The following is a 19,802-nucleotide window of genomic DNA, read 5'->3' as shown; positions in this document are numbered from 1 at the left end:
GCATCAGCTCCATTCATTATCTATTATAGCATTTCCCGCAGGTTTTGAACCCAATAAAGATCCGTAGAACTCTCAGATTGAATCAGGTTGTCGTTTTGAAGAATTGCCGCAAAAGCATCTTTAGAGAAGCAGTTTAAAGGATTGAAGTGCGGTATTGATGGCTATACGCCGAAGGGGTATGCTTTTGTTGTGAATGTTCAATTTTATACATTTTCTTTTAAATCGTAAAACAATATAATATAAATGGAGGAATTTCCCTTTATACCGTAGAAGACTTTAATAAAACATAGTTCATATGGAGGAGTTTACATGAGTTATAAATACACTGATAAACAAATAAAGTCAATTAGTGACCTTCTTAAGCACCTGAAGCCAAATATTGGGGCTTATGATGGTCCTATATGGTACCGTGGGCAATCCGATAAGACCTGGAAACTAGAGCCATCATATGCTCGAGTATCAAATCGTGTATCCGAGAGTAACTTAATTAAGAAGTTTAAGCAAAGTGCAACTATGCTTCTTAATCCATTGCCTGCTAATGAGTTCAACTGGTTATTCATTATGCAACATCATGGTGTGCCTACACGACTGCTTGATTGGTCAGAGAGTCCTTTAACTGCTCTTTATTTTTGTGCAAGTGGAGAAGCAGATAAAGATGGGGCCTTGTGGGTACTCCTTCCGGTAGAATTAAATAAGCATAGTAACATTGAACCAACTTACACTTATGATATTCCTTCCTTTGAAGATGTATTATTGAAAAACTATAGCCCGGAATCAATTGCAGGAGAGACGACAAGTAAATTGTACCCTTTAGCAGCGATTGCACCGAGAAATAGTACTCGTATGCAATCTCAACTCGGTGCTTTTACAATAGACCATCGTAATGATTCAACTATTGAGAATATCGGTGATAAAAAGCACGTTTGGCGTTATATTGTACCTAGTTCTTGTAAACAATCTATACTGGAGGAGTTATCATTACTAGGAATCTCGAAATTCCAACTGTTCCCTGAGATGCAAAGCATAGGGGAAATACTAAGGAGTGTGTAAAAATGAAAAGTACTATTAAAACTTATCCACTTAATAACAGTACTATATTAAGAATAAATTCAGAATATGATGCAATTGAAAAAGACCCGAATTATCAACGAAGAGGCGACATTTGGACAGTAGAAAAACGTCAACTGCTTATCGATTCAATACTAAATGATTATGATCTACCCAAGTTGTATTTCCATGTCATACCAGACAATTCCAACAAAAAAAATATTTACACTCACTCAATCATTGATGGAAGACAAAGATTAGAAACAGTATGGAAATTTATTAAAGGCGAGTTTGCATTATCTGAAGATTTCGTTTATTTTCGTGACGATAGCATCAAAGCGGCAAACCTTACTTACGCAGATTTAGGGATCAATTATCCAAAATTAAAAATTGTTTTTGATTCATTTGTTTTACCAATAATATGTGTGGAAACTGATGACATAGAGCTAATAGAAGACATGTTTTCACGTTTAAATGAAGCCGTCCCCCTTAACGCAGCGGAAAGACGTAATTCCATCGGAGGACCGATGGCTAAAATAATTCGTGAAATTGCCTCACATGACTTTTTCAAGAATAATGTTAGATTTCCAGATAAGCGATTTCAACATCGTGAAGTTGCGTGTAGACTCCTTTTCATTGAATACTCACTCAAACACCAAAAAAGAATAGTTGATACAAAAAAAGTATATCTTGATAATTTTGTTAAAATTTTCAAAAAATAACAAACACTTAAAGCCAAGAGATATCGGGTCAGTGGTCTTGAGTATCCTAGATTCAATGGAAAATGTATTCAACACGAATGACGAATTGTTACGATCTCAAGCATCTATTCCTATTTACTATTTGTTATTTAGAGGGCAAAAAGAAAAAATTAATGATTTAAACCTTGTTGGTCGCAAATTCTTCCTGGATTTTAAAAATGCAATTGAGGAAAACAGAAAGGCCGCATCAGAAAATATATCGGACGCTGACTTTGACTTGTTGGAATATGACCGCTTAAGTCAGCAAGGCACCAATGATGCACTGTCCATTAAGGAACGCTATAGAATAATTGAAGATTATTTCAATAAATATTTACGAATAAAAAACTATTAAACCAAGACAATCTATCTTAATGCGATGCGGTCACACACTGGTCACGAACTCGAAATAATAAGCGGAAACGACAGGTCACAACCCAATATAAAAAAGCCGAAAACCCTTGATAAACAAGGACTTCCGGCTATGTCGGGATACAGCGGTTTACAGGCCTGTCAATCTTGACAGGGTAGGGGTCATGGGTTCGAACCCCATCCGTCCTATACTGCATCACCTGACAAAACCCTTATTTTATAAGGGTTTTGTCTTTTTTTTGATTGTAGCATCCCTTCAACTTTATGAGATTGGGGACGTTTTTTCCATCAAAAACGGCTACCCTCTTGCCTTGATCAGCTCAAGCAGCTGTAATTTTGCCAATGACTGTCCCTTTCTTCACAACTCCCTGACCTTTTTTCAAAAGGATGCCACCGGGAAGTTTCGCTTGATTGTCAGTGGACAACAAAACTTCCGTAAACATCTGTGTGAATTCCGTTCCAGGACCTGGGAAACCGCCATAGGGATATCAGTCCATGTTTAGTTCACCTCCTTGATCTGATCACCGCGACCAACTCTTTTTAATGAAACAAGCGCTGCTTCTCTTACTGCTTCCTGCAGTTGTTCAGGTGTCTTCTGCCCGCCGTTTGCTTGTGCAGTGGGAGGCGGTGGACACCATACCCCGGCTTACACTGTATCCTGGATAGTTTGGTATGGGTTTTGTCTCCACTAGGAAGCCTACATTTAAATGTGTATTTGATAGTTCTCTGCCAATCCTTTACAATCGAGTTGTGAGGGCTTGCCCAATCTTTCGCTTCGACCTCTCCCCTACACTAAAAATTGGGAGAGGTATTTTATTTAAGAGGTGCATTTATGAACGGAAATAAAGTTATCCTTATTCTTCTTGCCATCTCAATACTGGGTGTAATCCTTTTCTTCGGAATAACTTATATATTATTATGGTATATCATTAGTAATTAATAGCTAACACTAACCGGCCTCCCTGCGCTGAGATTATTTGGTCGCGTGTCGATGGCCTTCGGCCTGACCAACAACTTCTCCTGAAATAAACTCCTTCACCCAGTTCAGTTCACTTTTCTCTAAAATGACTCGGTCTTGCATATCCGCAGCATGGAAACTAATAATTCTATTGGTAAACTCTTGCCATTTCAGCAAGTTCATCGGGACATCTGATTACGATACAATTAGAATCTACATTGTCCGAAACCATTCCCTCCGTTGAATTATTATTTTTACGTATTTGTGTCATATCGCTTAGTACCTATCTTAAATGGGCTCTCGCCTAGCTCTTTAATTAGGCATTTGCATAGCATGAGGTATAACCATTTGGGAGGTAACAAAGTGCTGAATAATCAAATGTATCCAATGCATCAACAGATGCCGCAAGCCATCATGGTCTATCCTATTGATCCCTATGTCGTTGAAACCTTAATGTCTGTAAAAGGTAAGCAGGTGGTACTTGAAACCACTCGCGGCGGGATTAGCGGCTGTTTGATGGATGTAAAGCCAGACCACGTTGTATTGGATACCAGAGGCAGAAAATTCTTTGTACGCATCTGTGAGATCGTTTGGATCATGCCAGAGTAAATGGCAGTTCATGAGAGAGTTGCGAAAGCAGCTCTTTTTTTATGCCTTTTCCACCTGAGCCCCGAGAAGTTTTCTTGCTGCAGCCCAAAAGCTTACTGCCGGTGTCTTCTCGTCCGCCTGGGTTGATCCGGTGGTGCAGAGAGGATGAACTATTCGCAACATGTCTGTTCCCTCCCTGGGGCTATCCCCCTCGAAACTAAAATCTCTGATCGGCGTACAAATGTTAAATAATTGAAAAGGGTGCTGCGTGTTGAAATATAATAGAAGATTGCTCTCTGCGCTTTTTATAGGCATCAGTTTTGGTATTGCATTCTCCATTGTTTTTGACAACATCGCCATTGGTGGCGGGTTAGGACTTATATTTGGAGTCTCCATGTATGAGGCAGAGAAGCCAAAGCCCCCTAAAGATAAGTGAGTTTCCGCTCATGCCTAAATTTGATAAAGGAGTTGGTGAAGATGGTGGGCTTCACTATTCTTTTCATAGCACTTTCACTGATCAATATTTTCTTTCCGTCAACTAGAAAAGGCAATAGCTCCTGCCTCCTTCATTGCGAAAATCCACCTATTATCGTATTGTTTATTCAAAGGAGTGATTGTTGTGCGTATAGCTTTTTGGATTGTATTTGCCTTTGTTGGTATTTTGATCTTTGGGATCGTTGGCGGCTTAATTGGCCGTAAGAAACGGAAGTAATCAATAGGGGGTATAACAGCCCCTATTAATCTATATAATGATTGCCACCATGCGGATGAATTGATTCGAGCAATTGCATAACATAACAGCCAGCTCCATTCCCGTACTCGCCTCGCCGCCCCCGCGAAGTTATCAACAATGATCTGTGATCATCTCCTCTATTAAACGTCTCTGTGTAGCCGCATGAGTGCAGAAACGGTCATTCTTCATGCCCTTTAAGTTCCATCCACACTGAGGGCGTAACCACCTCCCAGGACATAGAAAAAGGCCACCCTTTTAAAAGCAGTGACCTTTAAATTTCTGATATTATATCATTTCATATAAATCAAAACGCGCATATTGCCAGCCGCGGGAGCGTGTTCTTTAAAGGTGGCTCCGCACAGGTCTGATGTACTTAAAATGCCGTTCCGGATTAAAATAAAAGTAAATCATCCTACCGGCGGAAGTATCAAATGAGTAACCCGTGCCTGCAAAATCAAAAGTTGCCATTACCCGTTCAATCTTTTCCTCCACACTACGATTCTCCTGCTCATAATCGAATGGCCCATGTTCAAATACAATATATTTATCTTCCGGAACATCAGCCATAAGCATTTGTGGTGGTACTTCGCCTTTATAATCCAAAGGAAGCCGTGCACCATAACACTCTGTACGCGGGATACCCCAATCACAGAGTCTGCCGTCCGGGTCATTCATATACGCCATAATCTGACCGCTGCCCCCATTAGGTTCACTCCCGCCATCGTCATCCAATTTGCCCTTGATACTATCGAGTAAGCCGCAGACGGTTTCGTAATCCTGTCCCTGGATAAGATTTTGCTTTTGCCAAAAATCCCAGTACCCATTACTCTCATAGTTTTTAATGTGCAAAAATTTGTGAGCGGGAATGGTTACAAAATAAATTTTCACATCATCTGTAGATTTCATCATCCCAATCTCTCCCAATCCAAAAAAGTAGCGGTCAAACGGGTTTAATTTTGTACGAAGAACGACTGGCTTAGGATTTTTCCGGAAATTACTTGGGGTTACAGCATAGGTTCCCTTAAAGGCTCTGGTAAACGCTTCATGTGATGAAAAGCCATAATTAAAGGCAATATCTAAAAGGCTTTTTTCACTATCCCGAACTTCTTTAAGCGCAAAGGCTAATTTTCTATGCCGCAGATAATCCCTAAATTGCATACCCGATATTTCCTTGAATTTTCTCGTAGTATGAAATTCGGAATAACCCAGCCTGCGGGAAAGATTGCGTAGTGTCAAGGCTTCATCATTATAATTTTTAATACATATGTCTATTTCATCAACGATGATTTGAATTTGTTTCTGCCACTCGTACATTCGTCATTTCACCCCGTTTCAATCACCCTACATTTATTTTAAAGATAATGGAAGATCCTTACTTGATTTTACTTGCTGTTATTTCATTTCTCTCTTTTTAAGTTAAATGTATATAATCATCAGGAACTACGTCCAATATATACTTGCGGATTTACAATATATTAACGTATACCGATGAAATGGAGTGATGATAAATGGCGACAATTATTAGTTATGGTTCAGAGGCAAAAATCCCGTTAGACCCGTTCAATTCTGCTGTAACGGTTGCGGGGATTCCTGGAGCAGGCGCGGCTCTAGCCACAGCGCAAGTAAATATTAGTCCTGCTAATCCTGCCTCTTTCTCCAGTAGAGTCGAGTTAAAAGGCAGCTTTAGTCTTACTGCACTTGCTAATAGTCAATTTTTAGTTATCATCCGGCGTGCCGGGGTCGATATTTATAGTTCCTTTTATCGTTTCACTACAATTACTGATATCCAATTAAATGTTCTGTGGGTTGATGGTCCTTATCTTGGAGTCCACAACTATGAATTGATCATCCAAAATGATAGCATCTTGCCTATAAATCTTTTTGGGCCTATAGCATTCACAGCAACCGCTATTGGAGGAGAAGGCGTAATTTAAAAAATAGAAAAAAGCCCTGCGGACCATTACTGGCGGCAGGGCTTTTAACCCTGCTCCCGGACTGCACGCCAGCTCACTTCCATTTCTCCGCAACATTGTCCTCGCCTTCATAGTAGTCCACCCGCTCTTCCGCCATATAGATTTCCTCGTACGGCAGAATGTTGATCTTTCCGGAATCCGGATATTCACAAATATCGATCCCCAGGTTCGTACGTAAATCCAAGTACCTGCAAGGCTCTGCGGTATGATTAAATAATTGATGCGCCCCTTCCGGCCCCGTTTCAAAAAACACCGTATCACCTTCCTGCACTTCCTGAAACCCTGCTGGCGTTCTGAGCGTAGCCCGGCCTGATAGAATTACAAATACCTCTTCAACACTTCTATGGAAATGATATGGATACGAATACTTCCCTGGATCAAGCGACCTGATTTCAAAAAGCAATTGCTTCGCCCCTGCCATCTCCGCCAGCTTCCTGCTTGTATGCCAGGCGAACTCAGGAACCGGGGATTGTCTTTGTTCAAACGAAACGTTCTTGTCATTAAAAATAGTAGCCATCTGAACCTCTCCTCATTATCGGATATTATCAACATAACCTGCTGGTATAATTCCACTATTACAAAAATCATAAAATCCGGATCTCTTGCTATTATTGGTCAGGTATAACCCACACGCTGTTATAAGAGTCACCACAAATACCATTAACATGATAATTGCTATCCTTGTACCCTCCTAGTCGAAAATGATATTGTTATACCAATCGCCGCCCGGGAAATAGGCACTAGTAAGAAAGCTTTCTACGCTGCCCTGGAAGAGATACATAAAGCAGACTGGGCTACAATTATTTTTTTTAAACGGGGCGGTTTACTAAATCGCATAAAGTTGGCCGTTGTTACCGGCAGCAGGCTAACTCAATCCGGCCGTTACTTCATCACAGACTTCGAGCGTAAAGTTGCCAGTGAGGATAGCCATCACAATATATATATCAAAAAGAAGAGGTGTATCTGAATGACGGGTAGTGAAATGAATCCTAAAGTGGATTTTTTCTTTAATAAAGCAAGCCAATGGAAGGAAGAATACGGGAAACTCCGGGCGATCCTGCTTGGATGTCAGCTGACAGAGGAATTGAAGTGGGGGGTTCCTTGTTATACGTTTCAAGGCGGGAATATCGCTCTAATCCACGGATTCAAAGAATATTGTGCGATTATGTTCGTCAAAGGCTCCTTGTTGCCTGATCCCCAGGGCATTCTGATTCAGCAAACCAAGAATGTGCAGGCCGGGCGCCAGATCCGGTTCAATACGGTTCAAGAAATATCCGATAGGGAAGCTACTATTAAAGACTATATCTATAATGCCATAGAGGTTGAAACCGCTGGTCTGGAAGTGGATTATAAGAAGGATACGGAGTATGAGATTCCTGAAGAGTTTCAAACAAAGCTCGATGAGAATCCGGATTTGCAAGCAGCCTTTGAAGCCTTAACCCCCGGACGAAAAAGACAATATATCACTTATTTCACAGACCCCAAACAATCCAAAACCCGTACAGCACGGGTTGAGAAATATACGCCGCATATTTTGAACGGCAAGGGATTGAGTGATTAGGGGCTCCCTTTAACTTCACCGAATAAAAAAAATGAGCTACCACTCCGGTAGCTCGACAAATTTAATATTCGTTTCGGACGTTTTAACATTTTTGAGAACTTCTTTGTAACCCTTTTCTGAAAGAAAACACTTTTGTTCGACCCCTTTGTGGTCTTCCCCGAAATAAGCGATATGAAATGTCTTATCCATCTGGATAATATTGGTGACTTGTATTAACGTGTTTCTATCCGCAAGAACGAAATTATATCCTGAACTGGCTAGGGTGTTAAGCCAATATTTCAGCGTACCTACTGTATAAAAGGTTTGATCGTACGTATGGACGATTATCCTATAGATAGTTCGTTCAAATTCCATATAAGTTATTTTTGCAATATCGAGTGAGAATACACCAGTGTTTCCCTCTGTGTCTCTTGTGACAGATATACTACTCAAAGGGATCAGCTCCAATATTAATTGAGTAACTCTTCAGGGACTTCCGGTTGATTTACATATAATACGCTAGCGGTAACCAAAACTAGAAGAGCGGCCATTGCGGACAAACCAGAAGCAAGTTTGTAAACAGCTTTACGTTGCAGTGATTTCATCGTAAGGTTTTCACCTCCTTTCTAGCGACTATCAGACTAATGGATTGTGCCATAAAACTGGCAGCAATAGCTGGTGAAGCTATAAATATATTAGCTGTCACAAGTAGTGCAGCTACAATTCTCAACTTGGGCCATTGCGTTCTTGGAATCCGGGTCTGACGTTCGATTCCAATCGGGGCCAGCCATAGAACCACTATAAGACTGATACCGTTCATAAGCAGAATAAATGAGGGGCTAACTTCAATAAAGGACAAAAGCGTAAACAACGTTGTCGTAAACAAGACGCATGCTGTTCCGGATTTGAGATGTGCTCCTCCAGATACTTGACGTAATAATGCAAAGGAGATCAGTATCTGGATGGCTTCTCCTGTCCTACCGGTCAGAAGGGATACAGCCAACGTGAGACCCATAATAAATACCACATTAAGGACTACCTCAATAGCAAACTTTAAAACGGCATAGGACGCCGGGTGCTCCGGAACAATATTTTTTATCCCGGTAGCGAGCTTCGCGGACATGATATCAAGCATCTTCCTTCTCCTTTCTGGTTGAATAATATAGAAGGAATACAGACATGATCACAAAGATCACAGCATTTAACAGGATATCATTGTAGTAGAGCAGTACTGATATGCCTATCACAAAACCTAGTATCAATACAGACAGAAGAATATCTTCTAATTTCAGTCTTAGTTTATCCAGATCAAAAGTGAATCCTTTCCCTTTGCGGTAAGCATAACTGAAGATAAAGAACACAACGGCAGAAGTCAGGAGTTGCAGAAAATATCCATTCCCTACGCTAGCATAAATATCAGATATGGAGCCAAATACTAGAAGGACTATGATCGTTTGAATCACAGCAAAAATAACGTAACCTGATATTGTAGCAATGATTGATAGAATTAGAGGCATCCTGACCACAGCGGAGAAGAACAGGATGAAAATCAATATTAGAATGAGCGGCGAGATATTCGCCATCCCGAGCTCATTTCTTAACAAATAGCTTTGAAGATTATTTAGTAAAATAACGAATAATACTTGCCATAAGTACCATTTCCATTTAAATCTAAAGAGCGACATAATGAGATAATATAGAGCAAGAGTTTCTATTGTTGAGAAAAACATAAAGCCAACAGGTTCCCATGACAAACCATAACACCGCCTGACTGATTTTCGTTCATTGAATTAATTATATAACTGCTCACGCCACAGCGTATACTACTTATTTACATTATTCGACACTTTCTCCCCCATTCTGCGTATTTTTTTCAACAATTAGCTGTTAACCAAGTCTATTGCACAAAATTTCATTCGTACTCTATGGCTCTCCCCTGTTTCTCTCCGCCTTTGTCCAGCACAAAACTCTCTCCCCTGCATTCTATATAAAGAACCTTAATAGAAAGGGGTAGATTAGCATGGCGACTCGTCAGCCGGATTTGGTGTTGATCAATTGGAGCCGGAACCCGTTAGTGCCCGGATCTGCACGCAGAATTACCACCAGCCGGGTTATCGGAAATGCCGAACCCTGCTTGCCCAGCTTAAGAACCAATGGATTGCTTAGCACGGCCTTAGCCTGTCTGCAGGACAACGACATCGGTTTCAGAATCGTATTCCGCAAAAAAACCTCAAGCATCAGCGGATATTTGTTACTCCAGCGTAATTGATAGGATTTCAGGGGTCTGGCTAATTGCCAGGCTCTTTTATTTTGCAGCTTCTCTTAGGGGATAAGGGTAACAAGTGAAGGGAATTCAGACTTATTGCTGCCATTCTCTGGTCCACGCGGGATTAATATCGGGGGATTGTATGGTAAAATACACTAATACAAACAGAACATCCGCCGGTCTCTCCTGACCATACACCAACGGATGTTCATCACTAAACAGGATTGTTAATTTATAATTCCGCCCATGTTACATTTAGCTCTACAGTACCTTCCTGGGAAGCCAAAGAACCGCCGATGATCGACCAGCTCTGCTTATTGTCTTTGGTGGTACCCTGGATAATCAGGTTCTTGTCATCAAGGGTTTGTGCAGAATCGCTTCCGAGTCTTGAAGAGAAATAATCCTGATAGAGCTTCGATACTGTATCCATGCTTTGTGTTGTGGTGAAGATCAGAAGAGCTGTCTTTTTGCCTTCGTTCTCTTCAGAATGGGATAGCTTGATTTGAACATCCTCCGGCAGCGGGAAATCCTCCGGCAGATTCTCCGGCAGCTCTTGGGAAACGGCAGAAGCATCCGGCTGAGCCGTAACTCCATTGTTCCCGGCGGACGGTGCAGAGGTCTGCATAGAATCAGTTGCAGGCACATCCGGCTGATTACTGCAGGCATTCACTGCTAACATGGATAACATCATCGATAAGGTCAAGATTAGTTTTTTGGTATACACATCTTCACTCCTTAAGCGTTCTAGGCCTAACATTGCCAGTAAGATATGCAGGCTTACCGGATAATACCCTTTATGCTATTCCGCCAATCAGCTGCTTGATTTTAATTACATCTATTCAAGGAGACATGGATATGGATAAGAAAAAAGACTCCTCCCAAGGCATCGCCCTGGGCTTATGTTTTGGTATAGTGTTTTGGATGGCTTTTGATAATTTACCTTTGGGCATAGCCTTGGGTATTGCCTTTGGAGTTGTTTTCTCTAGACCCGGCAAATCTAAGAATGATCCAAAAGATCCTCCGGCTGAGTGAACCGGAATGATATATTCACGGCAAAGGAGTCATTAACACATGTTCCAATCTAATAACGGTAAGATGCTTACCAGGTACGGCTTGATTGTATTAGCTCTTACGATTTCGTTGGTGACAGCTGTCCTGTCGAAAGATGAACCGGACAATAACCTTGAAACACTGGACACAATTGTTCTTACATATCCTTCTCAAGCAGAAGTTCTATCGGTGACCGACGGAGATACTTTCAAAGTTAAGTTCGAAGATGGTACGGTGGACAAAATCCGGCTCCTGCTCATTGATACTCCTGAAACCAAGCGCGACAATACACCGGTTCAGCCCTTTGGCCCTGAGGCCAGTGAATACTTAACGGAGCTTCTGAACGGGCAAACGGTTAGGGTCGAAATGGATGTGTCTGAACGTGATCAATACGGCCGGATTCTGGCTTATGTCTATCTCGGTGATGAGATGGTGAATGAAATGCTGATTGCAGAGGGTCTGGCCAGGGTTGCCGTGTATCCGCCGGATGTGAAATATGTGGATCAGCTCAGAGCCACTGAGAAACAGGCTAAGTCTGCGAGGCTGGGGATTTGGAGCATAGAGAATTATGTGACCGACCGGGGATACGACACTTCTGTCACAGCTACCCACGCCAACAAAAAATAGACCCGAGAGACAAAAGTCTCCCGGGTTCTTCTATAGTTATTTATAATAGGAAGTAGTCAATGGAACGAACATGGATGAGCCGTCTTGTACGTCTCCGGTTACATAGATAGAGCTTACTCCGGCAATGTCCACCTCTACGGTTACGAGCCCTTCTTCAGGGGTAATGTTCAGCTTCTTAAGCACCGTATCCGTATCGCTGTCTTGCACGGTAAAGTCTTTAATATCAGTGCCGATCGCCGCGACCTGAATATACAGCTTCTGATATTTCTTGTTCGGGTAGAGCATGAACGAGCTGCCGCGAGTGCCGCTGCCATTATCGAAATGGACATCTTTATAGTCCTTATCTTTATAGACGGTTTTGTCAGGATCTTTGGTATGGTACGACGAGTCAAAACCGGCTGCAATCGAGACTCCTTCCGTCTGCTCGCCTAATGAAATGGTATTGGAGGCGGCATCGAATTTAACGGTAACTCCGAGCAGATCCGACACAGAACGGACTGGCAGATACGTAGTATCCTTATAAGAAATCGGAGCGATCACTGCACCGCTGCTATTCTTCAGCTGCACAGGCTGGCCATCTACCTTGAATTTAATTCCCGGGTTCAGAAAAGCTTTGATCTCCTGCAGATTGGCTCCGGCGTATACCCCCGTCCCCATTCCTCCAAGTACAGCAAAAACAGTCAGCGCAGCGGTTAATTTCTTTTTCACCCGATCAAACTCCTCTCCATGTATTTCAAATTTAAAACTTACATACTGGGAGTATAATAAATCTTACCATAATATGCAAATGGCTGAGAATCCGCTGAAATACAAAAAAACACCCCGCCTTCAGGCAGGGCATCCATACTTCCAATTCCAATTGGCTATGTATCATTTAGAACTCATCTTTTTTGTGAACGGATTCGTAATGGTTGCGGATTTCCAGATTCTTGGCATGATTGTACAGATCCAATGCAACAATTCCTCTGCGCGCGAGCTTCACTACCAGAACGAATAAATAAATACCGAGCCCCAGACATGCCAGCCAGACTAAAAAGAAAAATATACTAAAACTGCCGGCAAGCAATGACCCAAAACCTGTTGCCATCATTTCTCACAGCCCCTCTCCTCGTATAGAGTTCAGAATCTTTAAGTAAATCATAATTGCTTTGGAACAAATTGTATATACACTCAAAAAAAACCGCCGGACCGGAGTTCAGCGGGTTTGTTCTATTCATTTCTTTTATCCGATGGAGGTTCCTGAGAATGTCACGGGTCCCGTAACACTGGCTGCATTGAGCAGGACATTCAAGCTGTTATTGGCGACACCCAAGCTGTATGCATGATAGCCAGCGGGTACACTTCTATCCATATAAGCAATAGTAATAGGCTGAATGGCTAAAAGCGCAAGGCCGCTGGAGCCCATATTGAAGATGGGCTGCCCGTCCCGGTACAATGTGAAGACTACATTGGGTACGCCGAGCGTAGTTTGAAATCCGATGGAGGCACTCAGTAATACAACCCCCGAAGTTACAGTAGCAAGGCCAAACTCGGCCAAGATCAAATTGCCCGCAGGTGAAAGAATTGGAATAGATACGGTCTGACTGCCCGTTGTCGCAGTACTGGCCCCTGTGTCGATAATCGTTGCCATGGTGATTCCTCCTCTCTAATCTTCTACTCATAGAATATGCTAGAGGAGTTTATGAGGTTGGACAAATCAGATTAAATTTCAAACTGTGCACGCATGATCAGCGGCCGTTATCTTTGGGCGGTACCTGATATTGTCCGGTCCAAGGATCATACTGCGGACGTTCCCCGGCAATCTCCAGCTCGATTCGCTGCATGGAGTAGACAAGTTCACCAAAGCCAATAAAAAACATACCGGCTATGCAGGAAACGGCGAGGAAGATAGCAACACCAAGCACACCGCCCAAATGGAATCCCACTGGAATACAAGCAATTACCCCCAGCACGATGATCGCCACGCCAAAATACTTCAGGTAAGCCCCTTTCATCAGTTGCCCTCCTTGTGATTACACAGTATTAAATAAGGATAGCATATTTCTTGTGGAACTATTTGTAAATGAGTCATGTGACAAAGCTGCCGGGGGAGATGGGGTGATTTAAAGTTTAATTAACATTGAATAATCTCTTATAACCCTAAAAAGATTGCTACTCCGCAATGGAGTAGCAATCTTTTCTTTTGACGGATTATCGCCTGTTCTTATATTAGTTGCTTAAATTATAAAAGGTCACTTTCACCTGAATAGGAACCGTAGTATCCGTTGCATTCAGATAGAGCAGCGCATTTCCGGCACTGCCGTCCCAATAGCTGAAATACAGATCCTGTACAGCACTGGCACCGCTCATTGTACCCATTTGGATTTGGCCGCGGTTGCTCATGTTGAAATAATAAGGTCCCGTCACTTTACCCGTATCCGATTGCTTCTCTACAACGGCTTTAATCGTTTTGGCGGAGGCTGTACAGAGCAAATATGTGGTTTGTCCCGGCTGCAGAGTAAGAGTTACTGGCGAATTAAATCCCGGCGCCAGAGAAAGGGCATGCGCAGAGGGAGCGGAGACCCACAAGAAACTTGCTGCGAAGAGAAACACGATCAACGTTTTTAATTTTCGCATTTATTAATATCCTCCTTAATTCTTTGGGTATAGGGGAATCGGTCTGAACGAAACGCACAGCACTCGCTTGGCGTAGTCCGGCTCAACAGAGCAGCAGACTATTTGCACTTCACTCTACCCGGCAGATTGGAGTCTATAAGCAAGTCTCCTTCCCTCTCAAACGGTCTATATGAGCATTTTTAATATATCATCTATAATTTCCCATGTAAATATTTAGAATTTAATAGATTCTGTATGATAATCTCCTGTGATTTCGATTAGATTCCCATCCGGGTCTTCAATCATGAAGCAATGATAAGGCCGCACAACATTGATATAGAAAATCTCAGATACTACTCCAATATCCAGTGACTTCACCCGCTCATACTCTGCATTCAAATCAGTAACATTGAAGTTAAGGATCACATTATTCCCGTATCGAACCTCACTTTCTTGCTTATTCAAATACGCCTCATTAAAATGCTCCGACACATCGCTATTCGTGCGGATCAATTCCTTATCGAATTCCGGATTCCATAACGCGAGTGTGTTCCCGCAGTGGAATTGTGCCCAACGCTCCAGCTTGCGGGAATCTGCTTTCATATTCAGCAACGCTTCATAAAATGCAATGGAACTCTTCATATCACGGACGATTAGATACGTACAACCCAGCTGTATTGGAATACATCTCCTCTATAGTAAAATCATTAATCATGAGCCCACTATAGCAAAACGTACGTTCCCTTCGCAACGAGGTTTTATACTTACTACATAAGGAATAGTTGCATTTCGTGCAGCTAAAAGACGGCGAAAAACCGGATGAGCTAGGATAAGTGTACTCTGTACAACTAAAATTGAGAAAAGTGTTCGTTTGGGGCGTAGCTGTTATTTTTAGTTGTATGAAGTGCAGCTAAAACTCCCACGGGGCAAAAATCGCCCGTTTTAGTTGTACAAAATACAGTTAAACATGAAGCGAGTGTCTTTTAGCAGACAACCTGCCATTCGGGCACGGTGTCCGATGTAGAGCCGGTGGAATCAGATTGCTTAAAAGCGTTCCAACACCTATTCCTTCATTCTCATCACACCGCCGCTTTCTTCCAGCTCCAGAAATACCGGCCGTTCGTCGGGAGTCTGATTCGGTGTATGGATCGCCAGCATCAGCTTATCGCCAAAGGTCCGGAATACCATCGCGTGTCCGCCGTCCTTCTGATAGAGTGCCTCCTCCTGATGAATCCACGGTCCGGTTATCTCGCCGCTCCCGGAACGGGCAATGCCCAGCGCATAGGTGTTATTAATGAAGCTGGCCCAAAGCAGATACAACGTATCGTCGTCACTTGACCTGAACAGAAATGGCCCATCTGTTACGTAATTGAGCTGATCCGCATACCGCTTGGATACAAACGGGGTTGTCCATGGCGCGTCCGATGCCCGGAACAAAGTAACCGGCTCTCCTTCCGCTCTCCGCAGGTCCTCCGTTAACCGCATGGCGCAGACCTCCCCGTCTCCAGTCTGCTGCCACTCATGGCAGAAGACCATCCATGGCTGGTCCTGATTATCTATATAGAGCGTTCCGTCCAGGGAGCTCCAGTCCTGCGGGGTCACCGGACCTTCGCTATGCGGGGTAAAAGGGCCAAGCGGATGTGGCGAAGCAAGCACTGCCGTCCCCAGCAGATTATTGTCTTTGCGCCGGAAGGTGGCGAACATGATGTATCTCCGGCCGTAGGCATAGACTTCCGGAGCCCAGAAATTATGCTCTGCGTAGAAATCCGCCTCTGGACGGAATACCGGAAACGGTCCTTCCCAATGCTCCAGATCCTTGCTTGTGTAGGCGTCGAACCCGGTGCCCTTACCCCAGATATTGCTGTCGGTGCTGCCATACAAATAGTAGAGTCCTTGTCCTTGTCGTTGTACTTGTACTTGTACTTGTCCTTGTCCTTGTACTTGTACTTGTCCTTGTCCTTGTCCTTGTCCCCGTACTTGTCCTTGTCCCTGTACTTGTCCGGCAAGCGGCAGCACAAACGGATCTCTGATCTGTAAGCTGTTGTTATCTATCATTTAAAACTCTCCTTTCTATCACACACGCTGCAAGCCAATATTTATATAAGGTGTACTTAAGAAAGTACAATAGGTGAAAAGGAACGAAGGTGAATATTGGAACTGGAGGAGCGAGTACGTAAAGTTCAACTTATTTACCGGTATTCCAGCAGCACCACTCCAATATCGCTGATGCTGCTGAAGCCGCCATCCGCATACTCCAGTTGTTCATTGCCCTTAATCGTGAACGGGAGGCTCTGGCCCAGATAGCAGATGCAGCCCTCGATTTCACGGATACTCATCCCGATCAGCTTCAGCAGCTGCCCGTTCCGGTCCGTGATTACGCGGACTCCAAACGGAAAAGCCATGTACTCCTCCATGTCCCGGTAGATCACTGCCCCCTGGCGGGTAGTGATCAGCTCATAGACTGCTCCATCTACCGCCCGGCGGTATCCTGTCTCATGGGCCACCTCCTGTCCATGATCCATATCATAAGGAAGCAGTCCGGTGAACCATAGTTCTTCTCCGGCAACCGGCATAATTCCACACAGCCGCTCCACATAATCCAGCAGGCACAGAATAGCCGGGGAATACGATTCTGTATAGCCCTCTTCTCCTGTCCAAGGGCTTAACGTCTGGGCAAATCGTGTCATCCGCGACAGCGCAGCGAGAATAGGCAGCATCACCCAGGTCAGCTCGACATAACGCCCGTGATGCTCAAAGGCATGCGCCGCGCGGATGATACTGAGGAAGTTGGATGAGCCGCCCCAAGTGTTGTAGCTGGAGAACGGATCAAACCTCGGGTCATCCATCGCTATGGAGGTGAACGGATATTTGGCGAAGAACTTGCTGGTATTCAGCAGATAACGCCGGAGTGCAGCATCAAAGAAATCGCGGTCTCCCACCTCGCAGGCCAGCACACGCAGCAGCACATCCGACTGCACACGCACAAAGCGGCCTCCGCGGTCACGGTCATAGAAGAACTCATCTTCCTCGTCATAGCAATGACTGAACAGGCTCTGGCTGCTGGCAGCCGCCTTGGCCCCCCACTCCATCCCGCACTCTCCAAGTTCCTCTGCTATTCTGGACAGATACTGCCGCTGGCAGTAGACATTGGCCGTTAAATCAGGGGCCAGAAAAGGCAGCAGCGGTGAATCCGGGTTACATTGCGCAGCATCGTCCAGATGGGGTGTATCCGGAATATGCCAGAAACGCGGGGACAGATCATGTCCGGTATCAAAGGTGCAGAAGGCCTCCACGCAGCCTGTTCCTCGTGTATCGCGCCGGCTGGCCAGCCAGTCGTCGAATCTGCTCATCGCCTGGTACATCGAGCGGAGGAACATCTTGTTGCGTCCATTCTGCACGTAATGATTCCAGACACTCCGGGCCAGCGGGGTCACCATTTGGATCTGCCGGTAAGCCGGTCCTGCAGGGGTTACTTTGTAAGGAATCAGCCCATCCTCCCGCTGATAATCGGCGAACAGGCGAAAGGTCGCTTCCGCCACCGCCGGCATGAAGCGTGACAGCAGCTCAGCGCTGATGGTTCCCGTGCTCTCCAGCCAGCTGCCGAGGTAGACACCTCCTTCATGCAGAACATGGCCATTGCCGTCCATCGGCACGATACAATCCATAAGCTTATGCAATCCGGAGTAATAGACATTCTCCATCGCTTCCGATGAGGCGGCAAAAGCAACTCCCGACTGCCTCCATTGCTCCGTAGAGCTACGGTCCGCCGCCTTCTTGAGCACTCCGATCCGGTCATCAGCCGTTACTTCCCGGAGCTGTTGTAATAAGTCCCTGGTCATGCACTTTCCCTCCTGTATCTTCACTTCTCTCCAAAGACAGAGAAGCAGACTGCCCGGGCAGTCTGCTTCCGGTAAACTCCCTATTTGCTGCCAAAAATCTGCGTAGCGCCTTTATAGAAATCCTCCACTCCCTGTTTCACATCCTTCTGCTCGAAACCGATCTCCTGCACCGCGGTTTCAGCCAGCTTGGTGAACTCGGTGAAGCTTGGCGGATTGTAGCTGATGGCAAAAGGCTCTTTCTTCGTCGCCTCAGACACCCGGCTCGTGAAGTCGTATACGGTCTGCTCCAGCGGAGTGGCATCCTTCATCAGCAGGTCACGCATCTTGGAGGTAACAGGGACTCCGCGGTCACTGCCGAGAATCTGCGCGGCATCGGGGTCATTGATCCAGTAGTTCATCAGTGTAGCGACTTCCTTCGGATGCTCCGTCTTCGCATATCCGGACAAGCCTTGGCTGGATTCGAATACGACACCTGTGCCTTTAGGACCCCGCGGGACCTGAACCATCGTCAGCGTATCCTGGATCAGATTCTGATGGGCTGCGAACTGGTTGGACGGAATGAGGCTCATTGCCACTTTACCTGTGACCACCAGTGATTTACTTGTGTCTCCCGGAGGATTCGATACCTGCAGGGACGGTGTAACCATCCCGCCGTTTTTAGACATGTCGTTCCAGTAGTTGAACCAATCCTCGGCATCCTGCTGTTCGAAGCCAAGTGCGTCTTTCTCCATATCATAGACCTGCTTGCCGCGCTGCTTCATATAGATGTCCATGCCCTCAACTGTAAAGTTGTAGGTGCCGTAATAGCCCTTGCCCAGCTTCCCGGAGATCTCCTTGCTGATCCGGGCGTAATCTTCCCAGCTCCAGCCGTCCGCAGGAATGTCCATTCCGGCTTGTTTGAACAGCTCGGTGTTGATGACCATCCCTCTGGCATTCGCTCCGGCAGAGATATGAACCAGCTTGCCTCCCAGCGTTCCGTATTCCACCATCGTCTGATCCATATCCGTCAGATCAAGCTCTTTGCCGACATAAGGCTGAAGATCCAGCAGTACCCCTTTATCCGCGTAATCCGTTACGTTGCCTCCGAGGAAAAATACATCCGGCGCTGTCCCCGAAGCCAGCTGGGTGTTCAGCTTGTCAAAGTACCCGGAGTTTGGAGCGAACTCCCCGACCACTTTGATATTCGGATACTTCTCCTCAAATTTGCGCAGTGCCTCGTTTGTCTTGTCTGCCCGCTTCTGATCGCCCCACCACATAATCCGCAGCTCAACCTGATCCACAGACGGCTCTGCAGTGTCTGAACTGCCGGTTGCAGGTTTGCCGTTATTGCCGCCCGAACAGGCGGTCGTTGCGGCCAGCAGCATTGCGGCCAGTGTAAGACCTAAGATTTTTCTCATCGAAATGTCCCCCCAAGAATTTTTGTAATCGCTTGCATTCCCATCCTAATCATTTCTTGACCGGAGTTGAATTTCAT

Annotated in this window: 28 protein-coding genes; 9 read left to right on the top strand and 19 right to left on the bottom strand. The window is 44.7% G+C overall.

Annotation, left to right across the window (positions count from 1 at the left end; translation table 11 throughout):
* The first annotated feature begins 309 nt into the window (after positions 1 to 309).
* The 3 genes from P40081_RS14315 to P40081_RS39000 are packed head-to-tail and all read left to right on the top strand — an operon-like array spanning position 310 to position 2,142.
* A complete protein-coding gene (locus P40081_RS14315) occupies positions 310 to 1,050 on the top strand; it encodes an FRG domain-containing protein (protein WP_042136319.1) in 741 nt (246 codons plus the stop codon).
* Positions 1,051 to 1,052: 2 nt separating this feature from the next.
* Positions 1,053 to 1,769, top strand: a complete 717-nt coding sequence (locus tag P40081_RS14310) for a DUF262 domain-containing protein (protein ID WP_042136317.1) — start codon at positions 1,053 to 1,055, stop codon at positions 1,767 to 1,769.
* A gap of 31 nt (positions 1,770 to 1,800) precedes the next feature.
* The gene (locus P40081_RS39000) at positions 1,801 to 2,142 is read left to right on the top strand and encodes a hypothetical protein (RefSeq protein WP_042136315.1); all 342 of its coding nucleotides are present in this window, start codon (positions 1,801 to 1,803) and stop codon (positions 2,140 to 2,142) included.
* Between the two features lie 990 nt (positions 2,143 to 3,132).
* Here the strand turns inward: P40081_RS39000 and P40081_RS38465 are convergent.
* Positions 3,133 to 3,300: a hypothetical protein gene (locus P40081_RS38465; RefSeq protein WP_156118607.1), complete on the bottom strand. Its 168-nt coding sequence runs from the start codon at positions 3,298 to 3,300 to the stop codon at positions 3,133 to 3,135.
* Between the two features lie 195 nt (positions 3,301 to 3,495).
* Between P40081_RS38465 and P40081_RS14300 the strand changes: the two genes are divergently transcribed.
* Positions 3,496 to 3,726, top strand: coding sequence for a YuzF family protein (locus tag P40081_RS14300; protein ID WP_231575419.1), 231 nt, complete (start codon positions 3,496 to 3,498; stop codon positions 3,724 to 3,726).
* 39 nt (positions 3,727 to 3,765) lie between these two features.
* Here the strand turns inward: P40081_RS14300 and P40081_RS39775 are convergent, their stop codons facing one another.
* Positions 3,766 to 3,888: a hypothetical protein gene (locus P40081_RS39775; RefSeq protein WP_269323257.1), complete on the bottom strand. Its 123-nt coding sequence runs from the start codon at positions 3,886 to 3,888 to the stop codon at positions 3,766 to 3,768.
* An 88-nt stretch (positions 3,889 to 3,976) separates the two neighbouring features.
* On the opposite strand from P40081_RS39775, the gene P40081_RS38995 reads away from it, so the two are divergent.
* Positions 3,977 to 4,141 carry a hypothetical protein gene (locus tag P40081_RS38995; RefSeq protein ID WP_179093550.1) on the top strand — a complete coding sequence of 55 codons (165 nt, stop codon included), beginning with the start codon at positions 3,977 to 3,979 and terminating at the stop codon, positions 4,139 to 4,141.
* 639 nt (positions 4,142 to 4,780) lie between these two features.
* Here P40081_RS38995 and P40081_RS14290 read toward each other — a convergent pair.
* A complete protein-coding gene (locus tag P40081_RS14290; protein ID WP_042136312.1) occupies positions 4,781 to 5,752 on the bottom strand; it encodes a helix-turn-helix transcriptional regulator in 972 nt (323 codons plus the stop codon).
* 194 nt (positions 5,753 to 5,946) lie between these two features.
* Between P40081_RS14290 and P40081_RS14285 the strand changes: the two genes are divergently transcribed.
* Positions 5,947 to 6,372, top strand: a complete 426-nt coding sequence (locus P40081_RS14285) for a hypothetical protein (RefSeq protein WP_042136310.1) — start codon at positions 5,947 to 5,949, stop codon at positions 6,370 to 6,372.
* Between the two features lie 73 nt (positions 6,373 to 6,445).
* Here P40081_RS14285 and P40081_RS14280 read toward each other — a convergent pair whose 3' ends face one another.
* Positions 6,446 to 6,928, bottom strand: coding sequence for a cupin domain-containing protein (locus P40081_RS14280; RefSeq protein WP_042136309.1), 483 nt, complete (start codon positions 6,926 to 6,928; stop codon positions 6,446 to 6,448).
* A 450-nt stretch (positions 6,929 to 7,378) separates the two neighbouring features.
* Between P40081_RS14280 and P40081_RS14275 the strand changes: the two genes are divergently transcribed.
* On the top strand, positions 7,379 to 7,972 hold the full coding sequence (locus tag P40081_RS14275; protein WP_042136307.1) for a YdeI/OmpD-associated family protein: 594 nt from the start codon (positions 7,379 to 7,381) through the stop codon (positions 7,970 to 7,972).
* A gap of 36 nt (positions 7,973 to 8,008) precedes the next feature.
* Here the strand turns inward: P40081_RS14275 and P40081_RS40035 are convergent, their stop codons facing one another.
* The 6 genes from P40081_RS40035 to P40081_RS14250 form a co-directional block, all read right to left on the bottom strand.
* A complete protein-coding gene (locus P40081_RS40035; protein WP_144026119.1) occupies positions 8,009 to 8,404 on the bottom strand; it encodes a LytTR family transcriptional regulator DNA-binding domain-containing protein in 396 nt (131 codons plus the stop codon).
* A gap of 17 nt (positions 8,405 to 8,421) precedes the next feature.
* On the bottom strand, positions 8,422 to 8,556 hold the full coding sequence (locus tag P40081_RS37545) for a cyclic lactone autoinducer peptide (protein ID WP_081969953.1): 135 nt from the start codon (positions 8,554 to 8,556) through the stop codon (positions 8,422 to 8,424).
* Positions 8,553 to 9,086: an accessory gene regulator ArgB-like protein gene (locus tag P40081_RS14265; protein WP_042136302.1), complete on the bottom strand. Its 534-nt coding sequence runs from the start codon at positions 9,084 to 9,086 to the stop codon at positions 8,553 to 8,555. The genes P40081_RS37545 and P40081_RS14265 overlap by 4 nt, the downstream gene beginning before the upstream one ends.
* Positions 9,079 to 9,705: a hypothetical protein gene (locus tag P40081_RS14260; protein WP_081969952.1), complete on the bottom strand. Its 627-nt coding sequence runs from the start codon at positions 9,703 to 9,705 to the stop codon at positions 9,079 to 9,081. Before P40081_RS14260 ends, P40081_RS14265 begins: the two co-directional genes overlap by 8 nt.
* A gap of 277 nt (positions 9,706 to 9,982) precedes the next feature.
* The gene (locus P40081_RS38460) at positions 9,983 to 10,174 is read right to left on the bottom strand and encodes a hypothetical protein (RefSeq protein WP_156118605.1); all 192 of its coding nucleotides are present in this window, start codon (positions 10,172 to 10,174) and stop codon (positions 9,983 to 9,985) included.
* 275 nt (positions 10,175 to 10,449) lie between these two features.
* Positions 10,450 to 10,941, bottom strand: a complete 492-nt coding sequence (locus P40081_RS14250) for a hypothetical protein (RefSeq protein ID WP_052421827.1) — start codon at positions 10,939 to 10,941, stop codon at positions 10,450 to 10,452.
* Positions 10,942 to 11,072: 131 nt separating this feature from the next.
* Between P40081_RS14250 and P40081_RS38990 the strand changes: the two genes are divergently transcribed.
* Positions 11,073 to 11,249: a glycine zipper domain-containing protein gene (locus P40081_RS38990; RefSeq protein WP_171716491.1), complete on the top strand. Its 177-nt coding sequence runs from the start codon at positions 11,073 to 11,075 to the stop codon at positions 11,247 to 11,249.
* 39 nt (positions 11,250 to 11,288) lie between these two features.
* A complete protein-coding gene (locus P40081_RS14245; RefSeq protein ID WP_052421826.1) occupies positions 11,289 to 11,894 on the top strand; it encodes a thermonuclease family protein in 606 nt (201 codons plus the stop codon).
* 36 nt (positions 11,895 to 11,930) lie between these two features.
* Here the strand turns inward: P40081_RS14245 and P40081_RS14240 are convergent, their stop codons facing one another.
* The 9 genes from P40081_RS14240 to P40081_RS14200 all read right to left on the bottom strand — a co-directional run bounded on the left by P40081_RS14240 (position 11,931) and on the right by P40081_RS14200 (position 19,725).
* A complete protein-coding gene (locus tag P40081_RS14240; RefSeq protein ID WP_042136296.1) occupies positions 11,931 to 12,602 on the bottom strand; it encodes a stalk domain-containing protein in 672 nt (223 codons plus the stop codon).
* 166 nt (positions 12,603 to 12,768) lie between these two features.
* Positions 12,769 to 12,984: a hypothetical protein gene (locus P40081_RS14235; protein WP_039297855.1), complete on the bottom strand. Its 216-nt coding sequence runs from the start codon at positions 12,982 to 12,984 to the stop codon at positions 12,769 to 12,771.
* A gap of 132 nt (positions 12,985 to 13,116) precedes the next feature.
* Positions 13,117 to 13,524, bottom strand: a complete 408-nt coding sequence (locus tag P40081_RS14230; protein WP_042136294.1) for a hypothetical protein — start codon at positions 13,522 to 13,524, stop codon at positions 13,117 to 13,119.
* A gap of 97 nt (positions 13,525 to 13,621) precedes the next feature.
* Entirely contained in the window at positions 13,622 to 13,888 is a 267-nt protein-coding gene (locus P40081_RS14225; RefSeq protein WP_042136290.1) for a hypothetical protein, read from the bottom strand.
* Positions 13,889 to 14,102: 214 nt separating this feature from the next.
* Positions 14,103 to 14,510, bottom strand: coding sequence for a hypothetical protein (locus P40081_RS14220; RefSeq protein WP_042136288.1), 408 nt, complete (start codon positions 14,508 to 14,510; stop codon positions 14,103 to 14,105).
* Between the two features lie 213 nt (positions 14,511 to 14,723).
* Positions 14,724 to 15,143 carry a VOC family protein gene (locus P40081_RS14215; protein WP_269323275.1) on the bottom strand — a complete coding sequence of 140 codons (420 nt, stop codon included), beginning with the start codon at positions 15,141 to 15,143 and terminating at the stop codon, positions 14,724 to 14,726.
* 408 nt (positions 15,144 to 15,551) lie between these two features.
* Positions 15,552 to 16,544, bottom strand: a complete 993-nt coding sequence (locus P40081_RS14210) for a glycoside hydrolase family 43 protein (RefSeq protein WP_081969950.1) — start codon at positions 16,542 to 16,544, stop codon at positions 15,552 to 15,554.
* Positions 16,545 to 16,678: 134 nt separating this feature from the next.
* Positions 16,679 to 18,328 carry an MGH1-like glycoside hydrolase domain-containing protein gene (locus P40081_RS14205; protein WP_042136285.1) on the bottom strand — a complete coding sequence of 550 codons (1,650 nt, stop codon included), beginning with the start codon at positions 18,326 to 18,328 and terminating at the stop codon, positions 16,679 to 16,681.
* Positions 18,329 to 18,408: 80 nt separating this feature from the next.
* The gene (locus tag P40081_RS14200) at positions 18,409 to 19,725 is read right to left on the bottom strand and encodes an ABC transporter substrate-binding protein (RefSeq protein WP_042136282.1); all 1,317 of its coding nucleotides are present in this window, start codon (positions 19,723 to 19,725) and stop codon (positions 18,409 to 18,411) included.
* Between the last annotated feature and the right edge of the window lie 77 nt (positions 19,726 to 19,802).

Origin of the sequence: Paenibacillus sp. FSL P4-0081 (assembly GCF_000758565.1) — a bacterium.
GTDB classification, from domain to species: Bacteria; Bacillota; Bacilli; order Paenibacillales; family Paenibacillaceae; genus Paenibacillus_AQ; species Paenibacillus_AQ phytohabitans.
Note: the sequence above shows the minus strand (reverse complement) of the source record. Positions and strands in the feature narration are given on the sequence as shown.